The organism is Pseudomonas sp. IT-P253, from assembly GCF_949768125.1.
GTDB lineage: Bacteria > Pseudomonadota > Gammaproteobacteria > Pseudomonadales > Pseudomonadaceae > Aquipseudomonas.
On the sequence record NZ_CATKPT010000017.1, the window covers coordinates 1 to 24,445 of the forward strand.

Here is a 24,445-nt window from a genome sequence, read left to right on the forward strand (position 1 = left end):
TGCCGGATGGCATTCACCGTCATGAAAAACCAGAGTGAATACCTACCACATTCAAGACTGCAGGGCTCCCCTGCAGCATAGAATCTCCCACATTGGGTCTGCGACTCTCTGCAAATCCCCTGTGGGAGCGAGCTTGCTCGCGATGACGTCAGCCCACTCACAGTAAGATTCGGATCAATCCCTATAACCCGGAGCAACACGGTCAAGCAATCGCAACAACGCGGCCCATGCCAGTTGCATACCGTCCGGGTCGCTCAACTGGCCCTCCTCCAGCGGTCGGCCGGGGTCGTTGAACTGGCGCTCGGTGTGTTCGCACACCTCGACCGGCGGCAACACCAGCTCACCGGCCGCTTGCGCGGCCAACTGGATTTCGCAGGCCTTTTCCAGGTAATACATGCGCAAAAACGCCTGGCTCACGGTTGCACCGACGGTCAGCAAACCGTGGTTGCGCAGCATCAGCACCGACTTGTCGCCGAGGTCCTGCACCAGGCGCTGCTGTTCGCTCATGTCCAGCGCCACGCCTTCATAGTCGTGGTAGGCGACCCGACCATAGAACTCCATGGAAATCTGGTTCACCGGCAACAACCCGCCTTTCAACGCCGCCACCGCACAACCGGCTTTGGTGTGCGTATGCAGCACGCATTGCGCGTCGTCACGAGCCCCGTGAATGGCGCTGTGAATCACAAAACCTGCCGGATTCACCGGATACGGCGACGGCTCCACGGCCCGACCATCGAGGCCGATCTTCACCAGATTGGACGCGGTGATTTCTTCGAACATCAGCCCGTACGGATTGATCAGGAAGTGATGCTCGGGCCCCGGCAAGCGCACCGAGATGTGGGTGAAGATCAGATCGGTCATGCGAAAGTGCGCGATCAATCGATAACAGGCGGCCAACTCTTCACGCAGGCGCTGTTCGGTTGCGCTGCGCTGAGGCGTCGCGCCAAGGTTCGTGACGATCTCGTTCATTTGTTGTGGTTCTCCAGGCTGATCGACTGCGCGAACAGTAAGGCTGGACGCGCACGGCGTCCAGCCGATGGCACTTACTTGCTGGCCCAGGCGTTGAAACGTTCTTCAAGTTCTTCGCCGTGATCGACCCAAAATGCCACGTCCATCGACAGCGCGCCTTTGAGGTTTTGCGGCGAGGTGGGCACCCATTGGGCGAGTTTGCTGTCCAGTTTGGCGGCGGCTACGGTATTGGTCGGGCCATACGGGATCTGCTCGACGTACTTGACCTGAGCGTCCGGCTGGTTGGCAAACGCGATAAAACGCTTGGCCTGATCGACATGTTTCGAGCCTTTAATGATCGCCCAGTAATCCATGCCGTACAGGCTGCCCGGCCAGACTAACCCGAGGTGGCTGCCGCTTTGCGCCGCTGCGGCCACACGTCCGCTGTAGGTCGACGTCATTACCACATCCCCGGCCGTCAGCCACTGCGCTGGTTGCGCGCCGGCTTCCCACCACTGGATATAGGGTTTGAGTTCAGTCAGTTTGGCGAAGGCGCGGTCAACACCCTGCGGCGTGTTCAACACCGAATACACGTCTTCGACCTTCACGCCGTCAGCCAGCAAGGCGAATTCCAGGTTGTACACCGCACGTTTGCGCAGGCCGCGCTTGCCAGGAATTTTCTTCACATCCCAAAAGTCGGCCCACGAGGTCGGGGCCTGCGCCAGCTTTTGCGTGTCATAGGCAATCGCCACGCTCCACACCAACGCCGCCGAGCCGCACGCCTGCGCCGCATCGGGAATCAACTGTTCGGCGCGGCCCAGGGTTTTCCAGTCGAGCTTTTCGTACATGCCTTCGTCGCACCCGCGCATCAGGTCCGGGCCTTCGATCTGCACCACGTCCCAATCGGCGTTGCCGGTATCGACCATCACTTTGATCCGGGCCATCTCACCGTTGTATTCGCTCTGGATCAGCTTGCTGTGATCCGCGACGCTGAACGGCTGGAAAAATGCCACGTCCTGGGCTTTCTGGCCGGCACCGCCGTAACCCACCACCACCATGTCCGGTGCTGCCTGAGCGCTACCCAGGCCCATGGCCAGGGACAGCAACAAGGGATAAAAACCGTGCTTGAGCGTGTTCGATTTCATCAGTGGTTCCTCTTGCCGGTGCCACTCGACGAAACGCCGCGTGACCCTTTTTATTGTTGTGAGGTTCGCCCCAGGTTCGGGCGCAAAACGAATCTACTGCGAGCACCAGTAAAAAAACAAGTTGATTTTTTACTACAGGTAAATTTCTATAGGCAAATAATAACAACGCCGACAGCCCGGTCTTTCGGTGTCAGCCTGTCTGGAGTACCCGCACCATGCCGACCTCGTCCCCCGCTTTTGCGCACCTGTTCGAACCCTTGCAGCTGCGAGGCAAACGGCTGAAAAACCGCATCATGTCCAGCGGTCACGACACCTCGATGCCCACAGACAACCTGGTCAACGACCAGTTGATCGCCTATCACACCGCGCGGGCCGAAGGCGGTGTCGGACTGATCGTGCTGCAAGTGGCCGGGGTGCATGACAGCGCGCGGTACACCTCCCATGTGCTGATGGCCACCGACGACGCCTGCATCGAGGGTTACCGAAAAATCGCCCAAAGCTGCCACGCGCATGGCACGGTGGTGCTGTCGCAGATCTTCCATCCGGGTCGGGAAATCATGGAGTCCAGCGATGGCCTGCTGGCCGTCGCCTACTCGCCTTCAGCAGTGCCCAACGAGCGGTTTCGGGTGATGCCGCGTGCGCTCGATCAAGCGATGATCGATGAGATTGTCGCCGGTTACGGCGCAGCGGCCCGTCGCCTGTATCAGGCTGGCATCGACGGTGTGGAAGTGGTCGCCAGCCATGGTTACCTGCCAGCGCAGTTCATCAACCCACGGGTCAACCGTCGCACCGACGGCTACAACGGCGACCTGGAACAACGCCTGCGTTTCCTGCACGAATTGATCGCGGCCGTGCGCGCCAACACTGACGAACACTTCATCATCGGCCTGCGCATTTCCGCCGATGAGCGCGATCCCGAAGGGCTGACCGAGGATGAATCCCTGGCCGCCGTGCAATCGCTGCAACCGTTTTTGGATTACGTGCACATCGTCGCCGGAACCTCAGCTTCGTTGGGCGGCGCGGTACACATCGTGCCGCCCATGGCGATCGAAGCCGCGTATCTGGCCAAGGAGGCCGGAACGTTCAAGGCTGGCCTGTCGATTCCGCTGTTTGTCACCGGGCGCATCAACCAGCCTCAGGAAGCCGAGTTGATTCTGGCGCGTGGCCAGGCCGATGTGTGTGGCATGACCCGCGCATTGATCTGCGACCCGCAAATGCCCAACAAAACCGACACCGGCCACGTCGAAGATGTGCGCGCCTGTATCGCCTGCAACCAGGCCTGCATCGGCCATTTCCACAAAGGCCTGCCGATTTCCTGCATCCAGCATCCGGAAACCGGGCGTGAACTGATCTTCGGGCAGCGGCAACCGACCACCCAGCGCAAACGCATCATGATCGCCGGCGGCGGCCCCGCCGGGATGAAAGCCGCCGCCGTGGCCGCCCAGCGCGGACACGACGTCACCCTCTATGAAGCCAGCTCGCAACTCGGCGGCCAGGTATTGCTCGCGCAACTCTTACCAAAGCGTGCCGAATTCGGCGGCGCCAGCACCAACCTGCAACGCGAAATGGAACTGGCCGGCGTGCGCGTCGTGCGCAACACCCGCGTCGACCGGGCCCTGGTGGAACGCGAGCGGCCGGACATGGTGATCGTCGCCACCGGCGCCGAACCTTACTGGCCGGCCTTCGAGCGCGGCGGTGAATTGCAGGTCGTAGATGCCTGGCAAGTACTGCGCGATGAAGTCCAGATCGGTCGTTCCGTGGTGGTCGTCGACTGGCGCTGCGACTGGATCGGCCCCGGCATCGCCGAACGCCTGGTACGCGCCGGGCATCAGGTGCAACTGGCCGTCAACGGCACCCATTGCGCAGAAAACCTGCCGCTGTACGTACGCGATCAACTGGCCGGCGAACTGCACAAACTCGGCATCCCGATCACGCCCTACGCCCGCCTGTACGGTTGCGACGACAACACCGTCTACCTGCAACACACCGCCAGCGGCGAACCGATGCTGTTCGAAAACATCGACACGCTGGTGCTCTGCCAGGGCCACCAACCGGTGGACACCCTCGGCGCAGAGTTGCAAGGCCTGGTGGAGTTCCGGCGCATCGGCGATTGCCTGGCACCGCGCACCGCCGAAGAAGCGATTTACGAAGGTCTGAAAGTCGCCTGGGAGCTTTAAGGCTGTTTATACTCCGGGGCTTTTACGCAAACCCCGGTTCGGAGCACGCCATGAGCAACAGCAGCACGATGCCGCCTGCCAACAGTGCGCCTACACAAGACAGCGCCACGGCGGAACCGCATTTTCTCGGCACCCGCATTCGTGGCCTGCGCAAACGCCGCGGGATGACCCTGGCGGAATTGGCGCAGATGAGTGAGTTGACGGCGGGCTATATCAGCCAGCTTGAACGGAATCTGGCTTACCCCTCCATCCCTGCCCTGTTCAACATCGCCCGCAGTCTGGGCGTGACCATTCAATGGTTCTTTGCCAGCGAAACTCAAACTGCGCCGGAAGATGACGGCATTGTCGTGCGCAAAAACAGCCGGATGAGCGTGCACTACGAAGATGGCATCGTCGATCACCTGCTGACGCCACAACCAAATCGGCAACTGGAGATGCTGCACTCGCGGTTTCCGCCAGGGACGTATAGCCAGCAGAGCTACAGCCATGAAGGTGAAGAGGCTGGGTATTTACTGTCAGGGAGTTTTGAGTTGTGGGTCGGGGATCGGCATTTCCAGCTGAATGAAGGGGATAGTTTCAGCTTTTCGAGCCAGGAGCCCCATCGGTATGGGAATCCTGGAGAAGTGGATGCAGTGGTGATTTGGGTGATTACGCCGCCTACGTTTTAAACGTGTGCAAACGAAAAAAGTCCACAGCGCAAATTCGCTATGGATCTGAGAAGCCCTGCTCACTGATTTTTCTGCTGAGTTGAATCATCAGATGCCAAGGTGAGTGGCGGTTCCGGTGCTAGCGCCACATCGCTCTCAACTTCTGCCGGAGGTTGAGGAGTAACCCGGACAAAAAGCGCCACGAAACTGCGGATACCCCATTCAATCAGTGCAAGGACTCCATAGATGACGAAGCCAAAAATCAGCCCGACGCCCACAATGCTCAAGGGATGAATTTGCACTGCGTCAGGGCTTTCCAGCATGTATTGAAAAGCCTGAAAAGCCACAGCCAGACAGGCCGCAACGGCTGCCAGCAGCTTCACAGACAACCAAAGCAGTCGCCATCTGTTCATGCGTCCTCCCGTCATCCGGTGATGTGCTCTGTATTGCATGATAGCTAATGAGCTGGATGCGCCGTATTTCTTGAGTGCCCGGCTGCTCACCGGCACTCATCATAAGGCCAGGGAAGAATCAAAAAAAATCCCGGTTTTGGGCTAACAACGCAATCCGTAGCAGCTGGCGCAGCCAGCCGCTAAAGATCGAGCTCATCAAACATTCACCCTGCTTGAGAAGCCACTTTCAGAGCGGCCTCATATCGCCTCGGCATGCCTGGGCAAGGCGATAGAGATCAGGGCAGCCAGCAACACGAATGCACTCGATATCCACAAGCACGCTTGCAGTCCGTACGCCTGATAGACCCAACCGGAAAGCACCGTGCCGATCAGGCGGCCCATGGCGTTGGACATGTAGTAAAAACCCACATCCAGCGACACGCCATCTTCCTTGGCGTAGGAGACGATCAGGTAGCTGTGCAGCGAAGAGTTCACCGCGAACAGCGCACCAAAGACCATTAATCCGCCGAGCAGCACCACCTGTGGTGACACCTCGGTGCTCAGCCCGAGAGCAATTGCCGCAGGAAGCCCCGCCAGTGCAAGTGCCCACAGAAATGCCGCACGACCATCCGGTATGTGCCCACGTTTCTTTCCGGTGATGTTGGGCGCGAAGGATTGCACGATCCCGTAGCCAATCACCCAGACCGCAAGGAAGCCGCCAACCTTCCAGAAGTCCCAGCCGAAGACACTGCTCAGATAGACGGGCAAGGCCACCACAAACCAGACATCGCGGGCACCGAACAGAAACATCCGTGCCGCTGAGAGGATATTGATCGCCCGGCTCTTGGACAGGATGTCGCGAAACTTTGGCTTGGCTTTCGCTTTTCCCAGGTCCTTCCTCAACAGGACCAGACTGCTGATCCAGATCAGCGCCAGAACACCCGCCATAGCCAGCAAAGAGCCTTTGAAGCCGATCAAGGCCAGCAAGGCTCCGCCAAGAAAGAAGCCGACGCCCTTGAGTGCGTTCTTCGAGCCGGTGAGGATCGCCACCCACTTGTAGAGCTTGCCCTGCTGCCCATCGGGGACCAGGAGCTTGATAGAGCTTTTGGCACTCATCTTGTTCAGGTCTTTGGCGATCCCGGACAACGCCTGAGCGCCCATCACCCATGGGATGGTCAACAAGGCCGAGGGCACTGTCAGCATCAACAACGCCGCGACCTGCATGCCCAGCCCGATGTTCATGGTTCGGTTCAGACCCAGCCGGGCGCCGACGTAGCCACCCACCAGGTTGGTGATCACGCCAAAGAGTTCGTAAAACAGAAACAACGCCGCGATTTGAAGTGGGCTGTAGCCCAACGCGTGAAAGTGCAGCACCACCAACATGCGCAAGGCGCCATCGGTGAGGGTGAAGGCCCAGTAGTTACCCGTGACGAGCAGGTACTGCCGCACTTCCGGAGCGAGGGCTGACAACGCTTTCATGACCGCTCCTCAGACTGTCAGACCGACCATTTTGGCCAGTTCGACGGTGCGGTTGGCATAACCCCATTCGTTGTCGTACCAAGCATAGAGTTTGACCTGGGTGCCGTTGATGACCATGGTCGATAGCGCATCGATAATCGATGAGCGAGGGTCGGTACGGTAGTCGATGGATACCAGTGGACGTTCCTCGAAACCGAGAATGTCTTTCAGCTCGTTCTCCGAAGCGTCCTTGAGGAACTGATTGACCTCTTCGACAGTAGTGGCCCGCTCGACTTCAAAGACACAGTCAGTCAGCGAAGCGTTGGCCAGCGGCACGCGTACGGCATGACCATTCAAGCGTCCACGCAGCTCCGGGAAGATTTCGGCAATGGCAGTGGCCGAGCCGGTACTGGTTGGAATCAGGCTCATACCCGAAGCACGCGCACGGCGCAGATCCTTGTGCGGCTGATCAAGGATGCTCTGTGTGTTGGTCAGGTCGTGGATCGTGGTGATCGAACCGTGGCGAATGCCCAGCTTCTCGTGGATGACTTTCACCACTGGCGCCAGACAGTTGGTGGTGCACGAAGCGGCGGTGACGATGCGATGCTCAGCCGGTTTGAACAGCTGATGGTTGACGCCCATGACGATGTTAAGCGCACCTTTTTCCTTCACCGGGGCGCTGACCACCACGCGCTTCACACCTTGGTCGAGGTAAGCCTGCAGCACAGCGACGGTCTTCATCTTGCCGCTGGCTTCAATCACGAGATCACAGCCCGACCAATCGGTGTCGGCAATCGCCTTGTTGGCCGTTACCTTGATTCGTTTGCCGTCGATGACAATGATGTCGCCTTCGTAGTCGGCCTGGTAATTCCAACGGCCATGTACCGAGTCGAAGTTCAGCAAGTGTGCATGAGTCGCGGCGTCACCTGCCGGGTCGTTGATCTGCACAAATTCAAACTCTGGCCAGCTCCAGGCTGCTCGCAGAGCGAGGCGACCGATCCGACCAAAACCATTGATGCCAACTTTGATAGCCATGTTGTTGTGCTCTGTATCTGTTGTCAGTGGGCGTTCGACCGGGTGTCGAACGGGCCGATGTATTCGATATGGGCAGGACGGTGAAAAATTCCTCAGATGGAGCGCTGATTGACACGTTTCATGAGTTCTTCCGCCGACTGCTTGCGCTCGGAATAACGATCAACCAGATAGTCCTGATGGATTGAAGATCCGCGCTTCAGCGCCGAAGTGCTCCAGCAGTCGAGCGGCCTCCTCTACCATCAGGCGACTGAAGGAGCGTTCACAGGTCGATCCGTACAGCAGCAAAATGCGCGGCTTGTGGGTGGATATCTTCTCAATGCCTGGCTTGTCAGCCGATGGGAGAGTCACCAGTTCGGTATTCAGTTGGGGCATATGGTCATCAAACATAGTCTTTGTCCTGAGCAATGGCGCTCTTGGATTCATCGAACCAGCGGCGTTTCAACCAGCGGGCAACACCGACCAGGGAAATCAGTACCCGCACTTCCACTAACGGGCCAATCACTGTGGCGAAGGCGGAATCAGGCGATTTTGCTTTCACAGCACACGGCTACACGCTCTGGACGGTCACCCATTTCATCAAGGCGTTTGGCATCAGGGCTCAACCAGTGCTTGTTGCTTTCCAGTACGGTGGTCAGTACTTGATGAACCCAGTCAGGGAGATGGGGGTGCAGTCGGTAATAAACCCACTGGCCTTGCCGACGGTCCGACAACAGGCCGCAAGTACGCAGTTGCGCCAGGTGCCGGGAGATTTTTGGCTGACTCTCGTTCAACGCGCAGGTCAGCTCGCAAACACAAAGCTCTCTCTCACGGGTGACGAGCATCATCGTGCGGACCCGAGTGTCGTCAGCCAGGCATTTGAAAACAGTGGTCGGTGTCAGATGGTCAGCCATATCGCTTTCTCAGTGCTTGTTTTTGACCAAGACGAACATCTTGATGCGCTCATGAATTTCGTGAAGGGTGTGACGGAAGGCATCGGGCTTGAGGCTGGTGACCGGGTCCTCAAAACTGGTCATTGTGAAGTCTCAGCTCATATACGGTTTACCGAATATATGTTTTCCCGCATAAAAGATAAAGACTCAACGGCACATTAACCATCACAACGATTGGATTCCGCCGATCATCTTCAATGAAAGCCTTGCATTATCTACGAAAATCGCTTACCGGGCCTCATCGAATATCTGCGGCGATGCATATATGGTTTATGTAATAAATCTGTCACTCACACGGAAACAGATCGTTCCCAGGCTCACCACCTGGACATGCAGAAGAAATAATCAGGTCGCTCCTAACCCGCCCTTCGAAACCGTAGCCCAGCAGGCCAAGTCCGATTGGTTGTCCGAGATCTACGCCCGTGAGGGCGTGGATCTGGAGCGCTCAACCCTGGCCGACTGGGTTGGCCAGAGCAGCCAGTTGCTGCGACCACTGTTCAACGCCCTTGAGCATCACGTCGTGAACGGTCACAAAGTCCACGTCGACGACACGCCGATTGGCGTGCTCGCGCCGGGCAACGGCAAGACCAAAATGGCTCGCCTGTGGACGTACGTGCGGGACGACCGACCGGCCGGTGACGCGACACCGGCGGCGGTCTGGTTTGCCTATTCGCCGGATCGCAAGGGCCAGCATCCCCGCGCTCATCTCAAGCACTTCAGCGGGATCTTGCAGGCTGACGGCTATGCCGGTTTTGCTCAGTTGTATGCCACGGGCACTATTGAGGAAGCCGCGTGCTGGGCTCACGCCCGCCGCAAGTTTTACGATGTCTACAAAGACCAGGCTTCGCCACTTGCCGGCGAGGCGCTACAACGGATTGCGGTCCTGTATGCCATCGAGAGCGAGATTGGAGGGCAACCGCTCGACCAACGAAAAGCGGTTCGGTAAAGCCGGGACAGTCCGCTGCGGGAACAACTCCACGCGTGGCTTAACCAGACGCTGACTCAATTGTCGAAAAAATCGGCATTGGCCGGTGCGATCCTCTATGCCCTCAATCGGTGGCAGGCGCTGACGCGTTACTGCGATGATGGCCGGATCGAAATCGACAACAATGCCATTGCAACTGAGTGAGACTAACCCGTCAGCCTTTGAGCAGGTGCCGAATACGTACAGGCTTTCCAGCGATTTGAAAGCGCCGGGCGGCTGATTCAATTTTCAACTCGGCGCGAGTGACTCTACTGTGATGGCGTAGATGATCGAGCCAGGACTCGTCAAAAAACAGCTCTATCCACCGTTGCGGATTTTCGGTGTCCTGCATCAATTGCCAGGAAAAAGAGCCATTGCGATGGCGCATTCTGCGCACTTCTTCCATGGCCTCTTTAAAGGCATCGACATCCGCCGTGTCAATCTCATACTGGACCGTAATCATGACTGGCCCACGTTCGCCATCAACGTCGACACTCATCAACGGTTGAGGCCAATGCAGCGAAGGGGCCAGGTCTTCTGCGCTCAGCGCAGGCAGTTTGAACCACCGGCCCAGCACTACTCCCGCCACCATGATTACAGCGGCAAAACTCAGCGATATCGAGATCGAAAGCCAGCTGGCGATCAGCCCCCACACCACACCGCCCATGGCCATGCAGCCAAAGAAAGTCAGAATGTAGACCGCCAACGCCCTAGCCCTTACCCACGCAGGGACCGATGTTTGCGCAGACACCTGAAGACTGGACAATACCGCGATCCAGGCAGCACCACTGATGAGCATCACAGGGATAAGCAGATAGAAATCCCGAATCCATGCCAAAGCCAGCAATACTGCCGCATAGGTAAGGCTGGCCGATGCCACCAGCAGATTGACCGCAATATGACGACGAATTCCGGGCAGAAACATTGCGCCCGCGACCGCCCCGATACCGACGCAACCGAGCAAGATCCCGAATTGCTCAGCGCTGCCCTTCAACTCACCTCGCACAATCAGTGGAAGCAACGACATACCGGCGCTTGCGCCCAGAAAGAAAGCCAGGGCACGCACCATGACTCGCTGTAGTTCGCGTGAACTACGGGCATAGCGCCAACCCACACGTATAGCGCCAAACAGGCGTTCTGCCGGCAATACGGACGGTTGTGGCGTACGACGCCACAAGGCGAGCACCGCGATAACGCCAAAGAAAGACAGGGCGTTGACGGCAAATGTCGCCCATGGCCCTACCAGGCTGATGATGATGCCAGCGATGGCCGGTCCGAGTGCTCGGGCAACGTTGACCCCAACGCTGCTCAGCGAAATCGCGGCGGGCAGATCACTGGCTGGGACCAACTCAGGTGTTAACGCTGACCATGCCGGCATGGTCAACGCTGTTCCAATCCCCATGGCCAGCGTAAACAGGAGTAAAAGCGTCGCGCTCATCAGGTTCGCAAAGGTGATCAAGGCGAGCGCAAGGGCAATGACGGCCATCCCTGCCTGGACAGCCAACAGGTAACGTCGTTTGTCGACGATGTCGGCCAGCGCGCCAGCGGGTAGCGCGAGAAGGAACATGGGAGCGGCACCTGCTACTTGTACCAGAGACACCATAAAAGGACTGGACGACAAGGAGGTCATCAGCCAGCCAGCACCGACTTCATGCATCCACGTCCCGATGCTGGATGCAATGCTGGCAAGCCACAGACTGCGAAACAGTCCATAGCGAAGCGGTTGCCAGGCTGAAGTTGTCGGTGCCTGCTCTTTAGTCGTCGCACTCACTATTTTCTCCCTACAGTTTGCTCAGGAGTGGCCAGCGATGAGAGAGACCCGTACCCACTGCCAATCTTCCAGATCCGCCGACAAGAATCGTCGAGAAGATGATCAGCAGCAGCCAGGCGAACTGGCCCTCCGCCAGACTCCACTCGGGATGAACCCGGAGAACCGATACAACCAGCAAAAAGAGAACAGGCAGTGTCGCAAGGCGCGTCAGAAGTCCCACTGCGATGAATATCGGACAAAACACTTCCGCGAAAATTGCCAGAAACAAGGTCAACCGAGCCCCCATGCCAAACGGGTCTTCGATCAACGCCAGTTCATGCTCAAAATTGAAAAGCTTAGGCAATCCGTGCACCAACAACAGCATCAGTACACCGGTAATGCGTAGCCAACACAGCGCCACATCCGGTGCAGTCGTCGTATTCATATCAGATGTGGACATGTTCCATTGCTCCCCACCGCTCGCCTGAGTACGCCTCTTCCCCAATCAAGGAAGAGGCGCAATACAGATCAGTGGCCTTCCGATGCGTTAAACATGGTCTTGGCATAAATCAAACCAAGACCATAAGCGCCGCCGTGAGCGATAGAAGTTTTCACCGTCTCGTTATAGGTGTCGCCGCGAGCCCAGTCACGCTGCAGTTCCAGGAGGTATTGAAGTGAGGTCATTGGACGCGCACCGGCTTGAATCATGCGCTCGATAGCGCGCTCATGAGCCTCGTCTGAAACGTCACCACACGCATCGCAAATGATGTAGACCTCGAAGCCTTGTTCAAGAGCCGAGATCGCCGGGCCGACAATGCAGACCGAAGTCCAGAGACCGGCAAGAACGATTCGGTCGCGACCGATCTTGTTTACGGCGACGGCTATACGCTCGTCCTCCCAGGTATTCATGCTGGTCCGATCAATCAGCTCCTGGCCGGCAAAGACCGAAGTAATCTCTTCGAACATGGGGCCCGAAAAACTTTTTTCGGCGACGGTGGTAAGAATGGAAGGAACGCCAAACTCCTTCGCTGCCTTGGAGATCAGTGCAGCGTTATTACGGAGTGTGACAGCGTCGATGGATTTGGTCGCAAATGACATCTGCGACTGAAAGTCGATCAAGATCAGAGCGTGGTTGCTCGGATCAATCAGGCCTTTGCCTGGTACTGCTTTTGCGGTTGCCATAACACTTCTCCAGATACGTTTGAGAGGGGCTATTTTCGGCTTCGTTGGAGCAGAGCGATTGTATGGATGTGCGAATCCGGAAAATTTGTGCCGAGAAAACTTCTTTCGCCAAACATCAGGAAGCTTAGCCATCTACCGCAGGGGTTCCACAAACAAAGATCCCTTTTACGCCCACCGCCTCAGGCGTCCTCGGTCCGATCCAGCCGTTCACGCAAGAATTCGATCAGCGCCTGCACCGGTCGCGAGCCCTGACGATGCTGCGGATAGACCGCCGATAACGTCAACGGCTCAGGGCGGAAGCTGTCCAGCACCGGCACCAGCCGCCCGTCCTTCAAGGCCGAACCGACAATGAACGTCGGCAAATAAGTAATGCCCATGCCGGCGATGGCCGCGTCCTTGAGCAATTCTCCGTTGTTGACTCGCATCCTTCCGGTGACGTTCACGGTCAATGGTTTGCCCTGTCCTTCGAATCGCCATTGCACCTGGCGACCGTGGCCGTAAGGCAGGCAGTCGTGGCTGTGCAAATCTTCGGGGTTGACCGGCGTACCGCGTTCGGCCAGGTAGGCCGGGCTCGCGCAGTACACCCGCTGGATGGAGGCGAGGCGTCGGGCGATCAGCGTCGAGTCTTCCAGCACGCCGATGCGCAATGCCAGGTCGAAGCCTTCATTGAGCAAATCCACCGGACGATCACTCAAGTCCACTTCCACCGTGACGTCGCGATAGCGCTGCAAAAACACCGGCAGCAGACACCCCAAGTGCGCCACCGCGAACGACAGCGGCGCGCTCAAGCGAATGGTACCGCGAGGCTCGCTGGTCTGGCCGGCGATGCCCTGCTCCACTTGCTCGACTTCGCTGAGCAGGCGCAAGGCCGACTCGTAATAACTCTGTCCCAGGGGCGTGACATCCAGCCGCCGGGTCGAACGATTGAGCAAGCGCACGCCGAGGCGTTCTTCCAGTTGCATCAACCGGCGGCTGACGAATTGCTTGGACAGGCCCAACTGATCGGCCGCCGCCGTGAAGCTGCCGGAGTCCATGACCTGGCAAAAAATACGCATGTCTTCGAACGGATTCATTGTCACTCTCTGGTTGACAGTTAAACGCTTTATAGCCGCTTTTTCACTTTCAGGCACCTCATTAATCTGTGCTCACGGTGTTGCTGAGGCCTGAACCCCAGCGTCACAGCAGCCCGATCCCAAGGCATAAAAACTCAAACTATTGAAAAAGGAATTGACCATGAGCCTCAAGAAAACCCTCACCGCTTCCCTCCTCGTCCTGTCCATCGGCAACGCTTTCGCCGCCGGCAGCCCCGGTGTCGAACACAACACCCAGGCCTTCCTCGACGCCCTCGCCGCCAGCGGTGGCAAACCGCTGGAACAACTGAGCCCGAAAGACGCCCGCGCGGTGCTGACCGGTGCCCAGGCTTCGGTGAAGGTCGATCTGTCCGGTGTTGAAGTCAGCGACAAGGCGATCAAGGTCGACGGCCAGACGATCAACCTGAAAGTGGTGCGTCCGGCCAAGGTCAAGGGCGAGTTGCCGGTGTTCATGTTCTTCCACGGTGGCGGCTGGGTGCTGGGCGACTTCCCGACCCACCAACGCTTGATTCGCGATCTGGTGGTGGGATCCGGGGCAGTTGCCGTGTACGTCGATTACACCCCGTCGCCGGAAGCACACTACCCGACCGCGATCAACCAGGCCTACGCCGCCACGAAATGGGTGGCCGAGCACGGCAAGGACATCGGTGTCGACGGCAAGCGTCTGGCGGTGGCCGGCAACAGTGTCGGCGGCAATATGGCGGCGGTGGTGGCGTTGAAGGCCAAGGAACAGAACACCCCGGCCCTGCGCTTCCAGTTGCTGATGTGGCCGGTGACCAACGCCGGGTTCGATAACGGCTCGTACCAGCAGTTTGCCGAAGGCCACTTCCTGACCAAAGGCATGATGCAGTGGTTCTGGGACAACTACACCACCAGCCCGGCCGAGCGCGCGCAGATCCATGCCTCACCACTGAAAGCCAGCGCCGAACAGCTCACGGGCCTGCCCGCCGCGCTGGTGCAGACCGCCGAATTCGACGTGCTGCGTGACGAAGGCGAAGGCTACGCCCGCCGCCTCGACGCGGCCGGCGTGCCGGTGACCGCAGTGCGCTACAACGGGATGATTCATGACTTTGGCCTGCTCAATCCGCTGAGTCAGATTCCGGAAGTCAAAGCGGCAGTACGTCAGGCCGCGGCCGAGCTCAAGACGCATCTGAACTGAGTCCAACCTCTCGCCACACCCCAGGGTGTGGCGAGTTTTTTGTGCCCGCCGGAGTGTAATCCATGAGCCTTTTCTCTACCCACCTGCTGTCCTGGAGCGCCCTGCTTCTGGTGCTCGACGCTCTGCTCTGGCACCTCGCCCCGTTCAAGCACCGAGCCTCGCTGGTCGGCGTGCGTCTGGTGTTGTTTCTGGCGTTCAGTGCGCTGGTCATCAACGCTGGCGTCAGCCCGTTGCAGGCGCCGTTGTTCGCCGATGACCGTGCTGCGCAACTGGGTGCCACGGCACTGGGGATTCTCTGGTGGCTGTACGCCGCGCGGGTGCTGACCGAAGTGATCGGTCTGGCCCTGATGCGCCGCATCGGTCACAGCGGTCGGTTGTTGCAGGACGTGATCGGTGCGTTGGTGTTCCTGGCCGCCATTGTCGCTGCCGCCGGATATGTGCTGGAGCTGCCGGTCAAAGGCTTGCTCGCGACCTCCGGGGTGGTCGCCATCGTGGTCGGTCTGGCGCTGCAGAGTACGTTGAGCGACGTGTTCTCCGGCATCGTGCTCAACACCACCAAGCCCTATCAGGTGGACGATTTCGTGATGATCGACGGCGTCGAAGGCAAGGTGCTCGATATCGACTGGCGCGCCACCCATCTGCTGACCAGCGCTGGCACTCTGGCCGTGGTGCCGAACTCGGTGGCGGCCAAGGCCAAGATCGTCAACCTCAGCCGCCCGACCAACCTGCACGGCGTGTCGATCAGCATCAAGGTACCGAACCACGTCCGTCCGCGCCGGGTGCTCGATGCCCTCGACCGTACTCTGCAAGGCAGCAGCAGTCTGTTGCTCAATCCGGCGCCGAAAGCGCTGCTCAAGGAGGCGGGTGAAGAAATGTCCGAATACGTGGCCAGCGGTTTCATCGCCGAACTGGGCAAGAAAGGCGACGTGCGCAATCAACTGTTCGACCTCGCCCATCGGCACCTGGAAGCGGCAGGCATCTCGCGGCATCCGGACGGTGTGATAGAACCCTCGACCCGCGCCCGCGCGCTGCTCGATGAAGTGAAGATTTTCCGCTCGCTTAGCCATGAGGAACGTGACCGCCTCGCCGAATCGATGGTGCCGCAGCAGTACACCGCCGGCCAGGTGGTGCTGGATCTGGACGAAGTGCCGGACAGCCTGTTGGTGATAGCCACCGGTGTCGTCAGCGCCAGCGTGTCCGACGGCAATGGCCTGGCCGAGGCAGGTCGCATGGGGCCGAGCGAAGTCATGGGCGAACAGAGCATCCTTGCCGATACACCGTCCCAGGCGACATTCACCGCGCTGACATCCTCCATCATCTACCGTCTCGACAAGAACCTGACCCGCCAGTGCATCGAGCAGCGCAGCGAAGTGGGCCAGGCGTTGAACAAGTTGCAGGCGGTACGGCAACAGAACAGTCGGTTGGCGTTGACCGCCAAGCCTGTGCCTGTGCCTGTCAGGAAAGGTGCATTTCTGGGGTGGTTGCAAAAACGCTAAAAGCAAAAGATCACAGCCTGCGGCAGCTCCTACAGGAGGAACGCATTCCAGTTGTAGGAACTGCCGCAGGCTGTGATCTTTTGATCTTCTTACTTGGCAGTGAACTTGGTATAGCTATTAATCAAATTGCGATAGTTCGGCAGACGCTGCGACAGCAGATTCGCCAGACCTTCCATGTCGTTACGCCAGTCACCCTGCAGCTCACACGCCACCGAGAACCAGTTCAACAGGTGTGCACCGGCGGCCGACATCCGCGCCCACGCCGCTTGTTGCACAGTGGTGTTGAAGGTGCCGGAAGCATCGGTGACCACGAACACTTCAAAACCTTCAGCAATCGCCGACAGGGTCGGGAACGCCACGCATACGTCAGTCACTACACCGGCGATGATCAGTTGCTTGCGACCGGTGGCTTTGATGGCTTTGACGAAGTCTTCGTTGTCCCAGGCGTTGATCTGGCCAGGGCGGGCAATGAACGGTGCGTCCGGGAATTGCTCTTTGAGTTCCGGCACGATCGGGCCGTTCGGGCCGCTGTCGAAACTGGTAGTGAGGATAGTCGGCAGTTTGAAGAACTTGGCGATGTCACCCAGCGCCAGGACGTTGTTCTTGAACTCGTTCGGTGAGAAATCCTGCACCAGCGAGATCAGACCGGTCTGGTGGTCGACCAACAGCACAACGGCATCGTCTTTGTTCAGACGCGTGTAAGGAACGTTGCTCATGTGAAACTCCTCGATGGATGGTTGTTGCGGGGAGCGCCGGTCACTAAGGCCGGCGCTTTATATCGGCATCAGAAGGCGAAGCAGGAACAGCCGAACGCGCCCCAGAAACCGGCGAAATCGCTGACCGGCGCATTCGACTGGCGCGCCTTTTCATGGCTGTGCGTATGCACCGCGCACGGGCCGCTGCAATGGTGGACCTGAGCCTGCATCGGCGAATTCGGGCGCCAGTGGCCGGGGACTTTCATCACCGGCGACCAGTCCGGCAGCACCGGCACGCTGGCCGGCCCGAGTTTTTCGAAGTCGCCGGCGGCGTACACAATCTTGCCGCCGACCACTGTCAGTACCGACTCGATCCACTTGATCGCTTCTTCCTCGACGCTGAAGAAGTCCGCGCTCAACGCTGCCAGGTCCGCCAGTTGCCCGACCTTGATCTGGCCCTTCTTGCCCTGTTCGGACGAGAACCAGGCGCTGCCGTGGGTGAACAGTTCCAGCGCAGTGGTGCGCGGCAAGCCTTCCTCGTACAACGCCAGACCACCGACGGTGCGGCCGCTGACCATCCAGTACAACGAGGTCCACGGGTTGTAGCTGGAAACTCGTGTGGCGTCGGTGCCCGCGCCGACCGGCACGCCCTCGGCGAGCATGCGTTTGATCGGCGGCGTGGCTTCGGCGGCTTTGCTGCCGTAACGGTCGACGAAGTATTCCCCCTGGAACGCCATGCGGTCCTGAATCGCGATGCCGCCACCCAGCGCCCTCACCCGCTCGATGTTTTGCGGAGTGATGGTTTCGGCGTGGTCGAAGAACCACGGCAAACCGTTGAACGGAATGTCGCGATTGACCTTCTCGAACACATCGAGCATGCGGCTGATTGATTCGTTGTAAGTGGCGTGCAGACGGAACGGCCAGCGGTGCTCGACCAAGTGGCGAACCACCGGTTCCAGTTCCTGTTCCATGGTCTGCGGCAGGTCCGGGCGCGGTTCGAGGAAGTCCTCGAAATCCGCCGCCGAAAACACCAGCATTTCACCGGCGCCGTTGTGGCGCAGGAAGTCATCGCCCTGATGCAGGGTGACGCTACTGGTCCAGTTCTTGAAGTCGGTCAGCTCTTCCTTGGGCTTCTGGGTGAACAGGTTATAAGCAATGCGAATCGTCAGTTGCTGGTCCTTGGCCAACTGCTCGATCACCGCGTAGTCGTCCGGGTAATTCTGGAAGCCACCACCGGCATCGATGGCGCTGGTCAGGCCCAGACGATTGAGTTCACGCATGAACTGACGGGTCGAGTTGACCTGATATTCCAGCGGCAACTTCGGCCCTTTGGCCAAGGTCGAGTAAAGAATCATCGCGTTCGGACGTGCCACCAACATGCCGGTCGGATCGCCGTTGGCGTCGCGCACAATCTCGCCACCCGGTGGGTTCGGCGTGTTGCGTGTGTAACCGACAACCTTGAGCGCTGCGCGGTTGAGCAAGGCACGGTCGTACAAGTGCAAAACGAACACCGGCGTATCCGGCGCAGCCTGGTTGAGTTCTTCAATCGTCGGCATGCGCTTTTCGGCGAACTGGAATTCGTTCCAGCCACCGACCACCCGCACCCATTGCGGCGTCGGCGTGCGATCGGCCTGGTCCTTGAGCATGCGCAAGGCATCGGCGAGGGACGGCACGCCTTCCCAGCGCAGTTCGAGGTTGTAGTTCAAGCCACCCCGAATCAGGTGCAAGTGCGAGTCGTTGAGCCCTGGGATGACGCAGCGGCCCTTGAGGTCAATGACCTGGGTGCCCGAACCACGCAGGGCCATGGCCTCGGCATCGGTACCCACCGTGACGAAGCGGCCGCTGGTGATCGCGACCGCACTGGCAAGGGGTTTTTCACGGTCAACGGTATGAAATTGGCCATTGAATAGAATCAGATCGGCGTTCATTGGTTTTCCTCAGGCAGAGTGGAATGAGGTTGTCCGGCTTTCAGCCACGGCGCGAACAGGCGCGTCGCCCTGGGCATGAACAGGTACACCACCGAAACCACAATGGTCACGGTGATCAGAAAAGTGGCAACCACGTAATTGGACAGAAAGGCGTTGAGCTTGAGCAGCGGCCCCCAGATCAGCGGCACCAGCAAGGTATGCGGCAGGATCACCAGTAGCGTCACCACGGCCTGCTTCCAGCGCGGCGGTGGCGAACCGGCATCGGCCTGTGGCGCGAACCAGAACTCCTTGACCGGGTTGACCTCGGTCTGGTCCCCATCTGCCAGCATCGGCGTGGCTTCGTTGACCAGCTCCAGCCGTTGCGGCGAATCGAGCCAGCGCTGCATCGCCTCGGTGGAGCAAAAACGCAGCACGCAGGTAAACATGTCCAGGCCGGCGCTCTTGCCGCGAATCACATCCACCCCCAAATGCCCCTCGCTCTGCCCGGCAATACCGACAATCCGCCGCAGCCAGGCTTCATAGGGCACTTCAGAACCGGCCTTGACCCGGTGTTTGACGACCAGGGTCACGACTTCTTCGAAGCCATGCACCGGGTGGGTGGGTGCAGTGTCGAGGCGATTGGAATCAGGCATAACCGAAAGCTCCGGCGAAACGATCATTGAGCATCAGCCCAGTTGAAAAAACACCGACGTTGATGCGCCGATAACTGATTCGATAGTGCCAATGCCGGGGCACAAAAAATTGAATGCACGTGCTCTCTTTGCGACCCGGCTTTCAGTACTGCCTAGGGGGGTGTGATGTTCAAGGGTTCAGACATGTACTGACTGATCCGCGACCGTAACCAGCGCTCTGCCGGATCGTTGTCGTGAACGCCACTCCAGGCCATCGACAGTTGCGCCGCATCGATGGGAAACGGCGGGTCTTCGGCTCTCAAGGCGCAACCTTCAACCAACGCACACGCCGCGTAGTCGGGCACGGTGGCGATCATTTCGGTACCGGCGAGCATCGCCCGCAAACCACTGAATTGCGGAACCCCCAGCACCACTCGCCGGGTACGACCGACCTTGGCCAGATCGAGGTCGATGTTGCCGCTCAGGTCGCCAGAGAACGACACCATCGCGTGGGGTCGCTGGCAGTATTCATCGAGCGTCAGCTCACCGGGCCGGTTGTCACCGCGCAACACTTTGCAGGCAATATCACGCAGCCTCTTGCGCTTGGCGTTGGCCGGCAATTCGGTGGTGTAACTGACCCCCACGGAAATCTCCCCCGATGCCAGCAAGGCCGGCATCAACAGATAATTGGCCCGGCGCACTACCACCACAATTCCCGGCGCCTCCTGCTGCAGCTGACGCAACAACGGCGGGAACAAACCAAATTCGGCATCGTCCGAAAGGCCTATGCGAAACACATCGCAGCTCGTCGCCGGATCAAACTCCTTGGCCCGGCTGACGGCACCCGAGATGGTGTCCATCGCCGGTTGCAGCTCTTTAAGAATCGCCAACGCTCGCGCCGTTGGCTCCATCCCGCGACCGTTGCGCAACAGTAGCGGATCGTCGAACAAGTCCCGTAAGCGTCCCAGCGCAGCACTCACCGCTGGCTGTCCCATGAACAATTTTTCAGCCACACGGGTCAGGTTCTTTTCGAACATCAGGGCCTCGAAAATCACCAACAGATTCATGTCTACGCGGCGCAGATCATTACGGTTCACAGGCACAGTCCTATTGTGGTTTGAGCCAGGTACGAGTCAGTCAGACTTCACTCGATCATCGGCACTTTTGCCGCCCGCTTGTAGGGCCCGTATTCGATAGGCACCCATTGAAAATGCCTGTCCACCGCGGTGATGTGGCCTACACCCGGAAACGGCAGGTGCGCCGCAGTCACCCAAATCTTGCTCGTCGCCGCGTCAGTGAAAACTTTGTCCCGGCTCTTGATCGCCTGTTGACTGTCGACGTCGAAGCGGATCGACACTTCGGGATGCTCGAACTGCACCGCCAGGTTATGCACCAGATCGCCCATGAACAGAATGCTCTGGCCCTGAGAGGTGAAGCGGTACGTGGTGCTGCCCGGTGTGTGCCCGGCTTCCAGCTCGGCATCGACGATACCCGGCACCGGCGACTGACCGGCGTCGAAGGTCTTGAAGCGCCCCGCAGCAACGTACGGCGCGGTGGAATCCTGAGCGATCCTGAAAAACTCCTTGGCACCGGCGGGTGCTTTTGCTATGGCCTGAGGATCGAGCCAATAATCGGCTTCCGCCTTCGCCGTGTAGACCGTGGCGTTGGCGAACACCGGCTGCTGCTTGTCGTCCACCAGCCCGCAAACATGGTCCAGATGCAGGTGCGTGAGCAGGATGGTGTCGACCTGTTCCGGCTGATAACCGGACGCTTTCATGTTCGCCGCGAGCATGCCGGCGGTGGCTCCGATGCACTGACCCGCTCCGGAGTCCACCAGAATCAGTTGCTTGCCGGTATTGATCAGAAAGGCGTTGAACGCAGTCTGCACCCCCGGCGTTTCAATCGAGCGACGGGCCAGTAATGCACGGATCTGGCTCTGGGTCAGTCCATTGAGCAGATTCGGTGACAGATCGTTGTAGCCATCGAACAGCGCCGTTACTTCGTAATCGCCCACCGCCAGCCGGTAGTAACCGGGCACCTGAGTAGCCATCTGGGGCGGCGCCTGAGCCAGGACGCCAACCGACGTCAGCGCCAATGCCAGGCCGAATCCGCTCAACGTGCAAATCAGAGAATGCTTCATGCCTTCACCTATGATCGAGTCAGAAAAGCGGCCATCAACATGCCCGCCAGAAGAGCTCAATCATGCACTCGTCCCACGCCTCGAAAATTGCAGCCATGTGCTGAGTCGGTGCAGTTATTCGCTGCCGCACGCGCCCGGAATTAACAACGTTTAACTCGCAAGCCACTGCCCCGCGACCAAGAATAAAGCCCTCTGTGCAGAACTGTTTTCTAACGCGGGAAGCTGCTGACCCACCGCGCAGTGTGCCAGCGTATTCCCATCGACACGGATATTTGCCATGGCCCACGTTCAGCACAACGCCGCCCGCGCATCAGCCACTGAAACGCGAAAAACCACCACCGGAGGCCTCTCTCCCTGGCGGGAAAGCCTGGTCAAAAAACTGATCTTCGACGGTCTGAGTGAAACTCTGGAAGTCACCGAACTCGCTCGGGCCTGCGCCCTGTCCCGCAGTCATTTCTCCCGTGCCTTCAAGTGCAGCACCGGCCTGTCACCCCAGGACTGGATTCGTTGCCAGCGTATCGCCCGGGCCAAGCAACTGATCCAGAACACCGACCTGACCCTGACGCAAATCAGCCTGGAATGCGGCTTCTGCGATCAGGCGCACTTCTGCCACATTTTCACCCGCAGCGAAGGCATCACGCCTTTCGCCTGGCGCTGTCAGGCGGTGCGATCCGCGCCGCCCACCACAGCACAAGCCGCCCCCTCACATACCGCTCAAATTCACGTTCAATGAAAAAGCCGAGCGGCATGACCGCTCGGCTTTTTGTAGCAGCTGCCGAAGGCTGCGTTCGATGCGCAGCGGTCGTAAAATCAGGCGCTGTGGTATTACAGGTTAACCGTGGTTGCATGATTTGCGACTGCTGCGCCCGAACGCGGACCGAGCCGTAGCAGCCTTCGGCAGCTGCTACGGACCCCGTCGTCGCCTTAACATTGGGGCCAATCAGCCCTTGAGGAACGCCAGCAGGTCGGCGTTGAGCTGATCCTTGTGAGTATCAGTCAGCCCATGGGGGGCGCCGGGATAGACGAGCAGTTTCGAACCCTTGACCAGTTTGGCCGAGGCGATGCCGGCGGCCTCGATCGGTACGATCTGGTCAGCGTCGCCATGCACCACCAGAGTCGGCACGTCGAACTTTTTCAGGTCTTCGGTGAAGTCGGTTTCGGAGAACGCCTTGATGCAGTCATAAGCGCTTTTGTGGCCAGCCATCATGCCTTGCATCCAGAACCAGTCGATCATGCCCTGAGAAGGTTTGGCGCCAGGTTTGTTGAAGCCAAAGAACGGCCCGCTGGCGACGTCTTTGTACAACTGCGAACGGTCCGCCAGGGACGCCTGACGCAGACCGTCGAACACTTCCATCGGCAGGCCGCCTGGATTGGCTTCGGTCTTGAGCATCAGCGGCGGCACCGCGGAAATCAGCCCGGTCTTGGCGACTCGCCCAGTGCCATGACGACCAATGTAACGCGCCACCTCGCCACCGCCGGTGGAGAAACCGAACAGCACCGCGTTTTGCAGATCCAGCAGCTCGATCAACTGCGCGAGGTCGTCGGCGTAGGTGTCCATTTCATTGCCAAACCAGGGCTGGCTGGAGCGGCCGTGACCACGGCGGTCATGGGCGATGACCCGGTAGCCCTTGGACGCCAGGAAGATCATCTGCGACTCCCAACTGTCGGCATTCAGTGGCCAACCGTGGCTGAAGACGATGGGCTGGCCGGTGCCCCAGTCCTTGTAGTAAATCTCGGTACCGTCGCGGGTAGTGAATGTACTCATGGTGAGCTCCTTAATGAAGGCGTCGGGGGTGTTTGGGTGAATCAAACCGATGAATGGCTCATTCGTTCGGCCAGACGCGCTACCCGCTCGCCCAGGTGCGCGGCGGTGCAGCGATCTTCGGGAGGTGGTGCATGGTCCGGGGACTGTTCGACATTCGACTGGGCCATGACCCCCAGTGAACTGCCCAGGCGATTCAATTGCCCATCGAACTTGCCAGCGCTGGAGCGCGTCGGCAGCAGATCGAGGCCGACCCAGATCATCGAGTGCTGAGCCGCGAACACGGCCATCTGCAGCAAGGTATTGAGCTTGTCGCCGCACAGACAGCCGGAGTTGGTGAACCCGGCAGCCAACTTGTCACGCCAGGGCTGCGCCAGGTAGAACGACGCGGTGGCCTCCATGAAGACCTTAAAGGACGCCGATGCGCTGCCCATATAAGTCGGGGCACCGAAGATGATCGCGTCGGCGCGGTGCAAGCAGTCCCACTGCCCGTCCACTTCCTCGACCGGAATCAGCTCGCAAGTACTGCCCAGGTGCCGCTCCACCCCCTGAGCCACAGCTTCGGCGATGACCCGCGTATGACCATAACCGCTGTGATAGACCACTACCACGTCGCTCATTCCGGCGTTCTCCTGAAGTGTTCATCCCTATTGCTGCACGAAGCACGAAGACCAGTGCCTTCGGTTGATGGACTGGAAGTATTGGATTTTTGGGTGTAAACCGGGTGCAGGACGAGTTAAACGTTGTTAATTTTCAATGGTGCACCAAAAGCCCCGACTCAACCTTTTTCCACCGCCGAGCCCAGTAAATACGAGCTTGCGAACGGTGCCGGAAACGCTGCATACAATGCACACACAGGGCAGTCGCTCGGTCACCGCGTTGCGTTGACCAAAAGATTTGAGGAACATTCCCGGATACCGTGTGATAGACGGATGC

General features: G+C 59.1%; 22 protein-coding genes and 4 pseudogenes. 6 read left to right on the forward strand and 20 right to left on the reverse strand.

All coding sequences use genetic code 11. From position 1 onward, the window contains the following. Window positions 1-174: 174 nt before the first annotated feature. Both ACM6IR_RS10900 and ACM6IR_RS10905 read right to left on the reverse strand, forming a co-directional pair. On the reverse strand, window positions 175-969 hold the full coding sequence (locus ACM6IR_RS10900) for a class II aldolase/adducin family protein (protein ID WP_414907714.1): 795 nt from the start codon (window positions 967-969) through the stop codon (window positions 175-177). A 74-nt stretch (window positions 970-1,043) separates the two neighbouring features. Next, window positions 1,044-2,093: an ABC transporter substrate-binding protein gene (locus ACM6IR_RS10905; RefSeq protein ID WP_414907715.1), complete on the reverse strand. Its 1,050-nt coding sequence runs from the start codon at window positions 2,091-2,093 to the stop codon at window positions 1,044-1,046. A gap of 215 nt (window positions 2,094-2,308) precedes the next feature. On the opposite strand from ACM6IR_RS10905, the gene ACM6IR_RS10910 reads away from it, so the two are divergent. Together ACM6IR_RS10910 and ACM6IR_RS10915 are read left to right on the forward strand one after the other, a co-directional pair. Then, the gene (locus ACM6IR_RS10910) at window positions 2,309-4,270 is read left to right on the forward strand and encodes an FAD-dependent oxidoreductase (protein ID WP_414907716.1); all 1,962 of its coding nucleotides are present in this window, start codon (window positions 2,309-2,311) and stop codon (window positions 4,268-4,270) included. 68 nt (window positions 4,271-4,338) lie between these two features. Continuing rightward, the gene (locus tag ACM6IR_RS10915) at window positions 4,339-4,938 is read left to right on the forward strand and encodes a cupin domain-containing protein (protein ID WP_414907790.1); all 600 of its coding nucleotides are present in this window, start codon (window positions 4,339-4,341) and stop codon (window positions 4,936-4,938) included. A 59-nt stretch (window positions 4,939-4,997) separates the two neighbouring features. On the opposite strand, the gene ACM6IR_RS10920 is transcribed toward ACM6IR_RS10915, so the two are convergent. From ACM6IR_RS10920 to ACM6IR_RS10950, 7 genes and pseudogenes are all read right to left on the reverse strand, one after another. Further along, window positions 4,998-5,330, reverse strand: coding sequence for a hypothetical protein (locus ACM6IR_RS10920; RefSeq protein WP_414907717.1), 333 nt, complete (start codon window positions 5,328-5,330; stop codon window positions 4,998-5,000). A 237-nt stretch (window positions 5,331-5,567) separates the two neighbouring features. Beyond that, a complete protein-coding gene (gene arsJ, locus ACM6IR_RS10925; protein ID WP_414907718.1) occupies window positions 5,568-6,788 on the reverse strand; it encodes an organoarsenical effux MFS transporter ArsJ in 1,221 nt (406 codons plus the stop codon). Between the two features lie 9 nt (window positions 6,789-6,797). Then, a complete protein-coding gene (locus ACM6IR_RS10930; RefSeq protein WP_414907719.1) occupies window positions 6,798-7,802 on the reverse strand; it encodes an ArsJ-associated glyceraldehyde-3-phosphate dehydrogenase in 1,005 nt (334 codons plus the stop codon). 168 nt (window positions 7,803-7,970) lie between these two features. After that, window positions 7,971-8,189 (reverse strand): annotated as a pseudogene (locus tag ACM6IR_RS10935) (NADPH-dependent FMN reductase); the annotation flags it as partial. Further along, window positions 8,182-8,316: pseudogene (locus tag ACM6IR_RS10940) on the reverse strand (arsenical-resistance protein); the annotation flags it as partial. The pseudogenes ACM6IR_RS10935 and ACM6IR_RS10940, both read right to left, overlap by 8 nt. Before the next feature lie 4 nt (window positions 8,317-8,320). Further along, complete coding sequence (locus tag ACM6IR_RS10945; RefSeq protein WP_414907720.1) at window positions 8,321-8,692, reverse strand: metalloregulator ArsR/SmtB family transcription factor; 372 nt, start codon at window positions 8,690-8,692, stop codon at window positions 8,321-8,323. A 9-nt stretch (window positions 8,693-8,701) separates the two neighbouring features. After that, window positions 8,702-8,809 (reverse strand): annotated as a pseudogene (locus ACM6IR_RS10950) (arsenate reductase ArsC); the annotation flags it as partial. Window positions 8,810-9,137: 328 nt separating this feature from the next. Here ACM6IR_RS10950 and tnpC point away from each other — a divergent pair. Beyond that, a pseudogene (gene tnpC / locus ACM6IR_RS10955) lies at window positions 9,138-9,845 on the forward strand (IS66 family transposase); the annotation flags it as partial. A gap of 25 nt (window positions 9,846-9,870) precedes the next feature. Here tnpC and ACM6IR_RS10960 read toward each other — a convergent pair. From ACM6IR_RS10960 to ACM6IR_RS10975, 4 genes are all read right to left on the reverse strand, one after another. Then, window positions 9,871-11,466 (reverse strand): MFS transporter, encoded by a 1,596-nt coding sequence (locus ACM6IR_RS10960; protein WP_414907721.1) that lies wholly within the window; start codon window positions 11,464-11,466, stop codon window positions 9,871-9,873. A 10-nt stretch (window positions 11,467-11,476) separates the two neighbouring features. Beyond that, the gene (locus ACM6IR_RS10965; RefSeq protein ID WP_414907722.1) at window positions 11,477-11,905 is read right to left on the reverse strand and encodes a DoxX family protein; all 429 of its coding nucleotides are present in this window, start codon (window positions 11,903-11,905) and stop codon (window positions 11,477-11,479) included. A gap of 68 nt (window positions 11,906-11,973) precedes the next feature. After that, window positions 11,974-12,627, reverse strand: a complete 654-nt coding sequence (locus ACM6IR_RS10970) for a hydrolase (RefSeq protein ID WP_414907723.1) — start codon at window positions 12,625-12,627, stop codon at window positions 11,974-11,976. A 179-nt stretch (window positions 12,628-12,806) separates the two neighbouring features. Beyond that, window positions 12,807-13,700: a LysR family transcriptional regulator gene (locus ACM6IR_RS10975; protein ID WP_414907724.1), complete on the reverse strand. Its 894-nt coding sequence runs from the start codon at window positions 13,698-13,700 to the stop codon at window positions 12,807-12,809. Between the two features lie 160 nt (window positions 13,701-13,860). On the opposite strand from ACM6IR_RS10975, the gene ACM6IR_RS10980 reads away from it, so the two are divergent. Continuing rightward, on the forward strand, window positions 13,861-14,877 hold the full coding sequence (locus tag ACM6IR_RS10980) for an alpha/beta hydrolase (RefSeq protein ID WP_414907725.1): 1,017 nt from the start codon (window positions 13,861-13,863) through the stop codon (window positions 14,875-14,877). Window positions 14,878-14,939: 62 nt separating this feature from the next. Continuing rightward, entirely contained in the window at window positions 14,940-16,373 is a 1,434-nt protein-coding gene (locus ACM6IR_RS10985; protein ID WP_414907726.1) for a mechanosensitive ion channel domain-containing protein, read from the forward strand. Between the two features lie 89 nt (window positions 16,374-16,462). Here ACM6IR_RS10985 and ycaC read toward each other — a convergent pair whose 3' ends face one another. From ycaC to ACM6IR_RS11010, 5 genes are all read right to left on the reverse strand, one after another. After that, on the reverse strand, window positions 16,463-17,089 hold the full coding sequence (gene ycaC / locus ACM6IR_RS10990) for an isochorismate family cysteine hydrolase YcaC (protein ID WP_414907727.1): 627 nt from the start codon (window positions 17,087-17,089) through the stop codon (window positions 16,463-16,465). 68 nt (window positions 17,090-17,157) lie between these two features. Then, window positions 17,158-18,996 carry an amidohydrolase gene (locus ACM6IR_RS10995; RefSeq protein ID WP_414907728.1) on the reverse strand — a complete coding sequence of 613 codons (1,839 nt, stop codon included), beginning with the start codon at window positions 18,994-18,996 and terminating at the stop codon, window positions 17,158-17,160. Next, the gene (locus tag ACM6IR_RS11000) at window positions 18,993-19,628 is read right to left on the reverse strand and encodes an antibiotic biosynthesis monooxygenase (protein WP_414907729.1); all 636 of its coding nucleotides are present in this window, start codon (window positions 19,626-19,628) and stop codon (window positions 18,993-18,995) included. Before ACM6IR_RS11000 ends, ACM6IR_RS10995 begins: the two co-directional genes overlap by 4 nt. A 152-nt stretch (window positions 19,629-19,780) precedes the next feature. Next, window positions 19,781-20,704: a LysR family transcriptional regulator gene (locus ACM6IR_RS11005; protein WP_414907730.1), complete on the reverse strand. Its 924-nt coding sequence runs from the start codon at window positions 20,702-20,704 to the stop codon at window positions 19,781-19,783. A 47-nt stretch (window positions 20,705-20,751) separates the two neighbouring features. Continuing rightward, a complete protein-coding gene (locus ACM6IR_RS11010) occupies window positions 20,752-21,747 on the reverse strand; it encodes an MBL fold metallo-hydrolase (RefSeq protein ID WP_414907731.1) in 996 nt (331 codons plus the stop codon). Window positions 21,748-22,024: 277 nt separating this feature from the next. Here ACM6IR_RS11010 and ACM6IR_RS11015 point away from each other — a divergent pair, with 277 nt between their 5' ends. Further along, the gene (locus ACM6IR_RS11015; RefSeq protein ID WP_414907732.1) at window positions 22,025-22,480 is read left to right on the forward strand and encodes a helix-turn-helix domain-containing protein; all 456 of its coding nucleotides are present in this window, start codon (window positions 22,025-22,027) and stop codon (window positions 22,478-22,480) included. 207 nt (window positions 22,481-22,687) lie between these two features. Here ACM6IR_RS11015 and ACM6IR_RS11020 read toward each other — a convergent pair whose 3' ends face one another. Both ACM6IR_RS11020 and ACM6IR_RS11025 read right to left on the reverse strand, forming a co-directional pair. Further along, window positions 22,688-23,512, reverse strand: a complete 825-nt coding sequence (locus ACM6IR_RS11020; RefSeq protein ID WP_414907733.1) for an alpha/beta fold hydrolase — start codon at window positions 23,510-23,512, stop codon at window positions 22,688-22,690. A 41-nt stretch (window positions 23,513-23,553) separates the two neighbouring features. Beyond that, window positions 23,554-24,129, reverse strand: a complete 576-nt coding sequence (locus ACM6IR_RS11025; protein ID WP_414907734.1) for a flavodoxin family protein — start codon at window positions 24,127-24,129, stop codon at window positions 23,554-23,556. Between the last annotated feature and the right edge of the window lie 316 nt (window positions 24,130-24,445).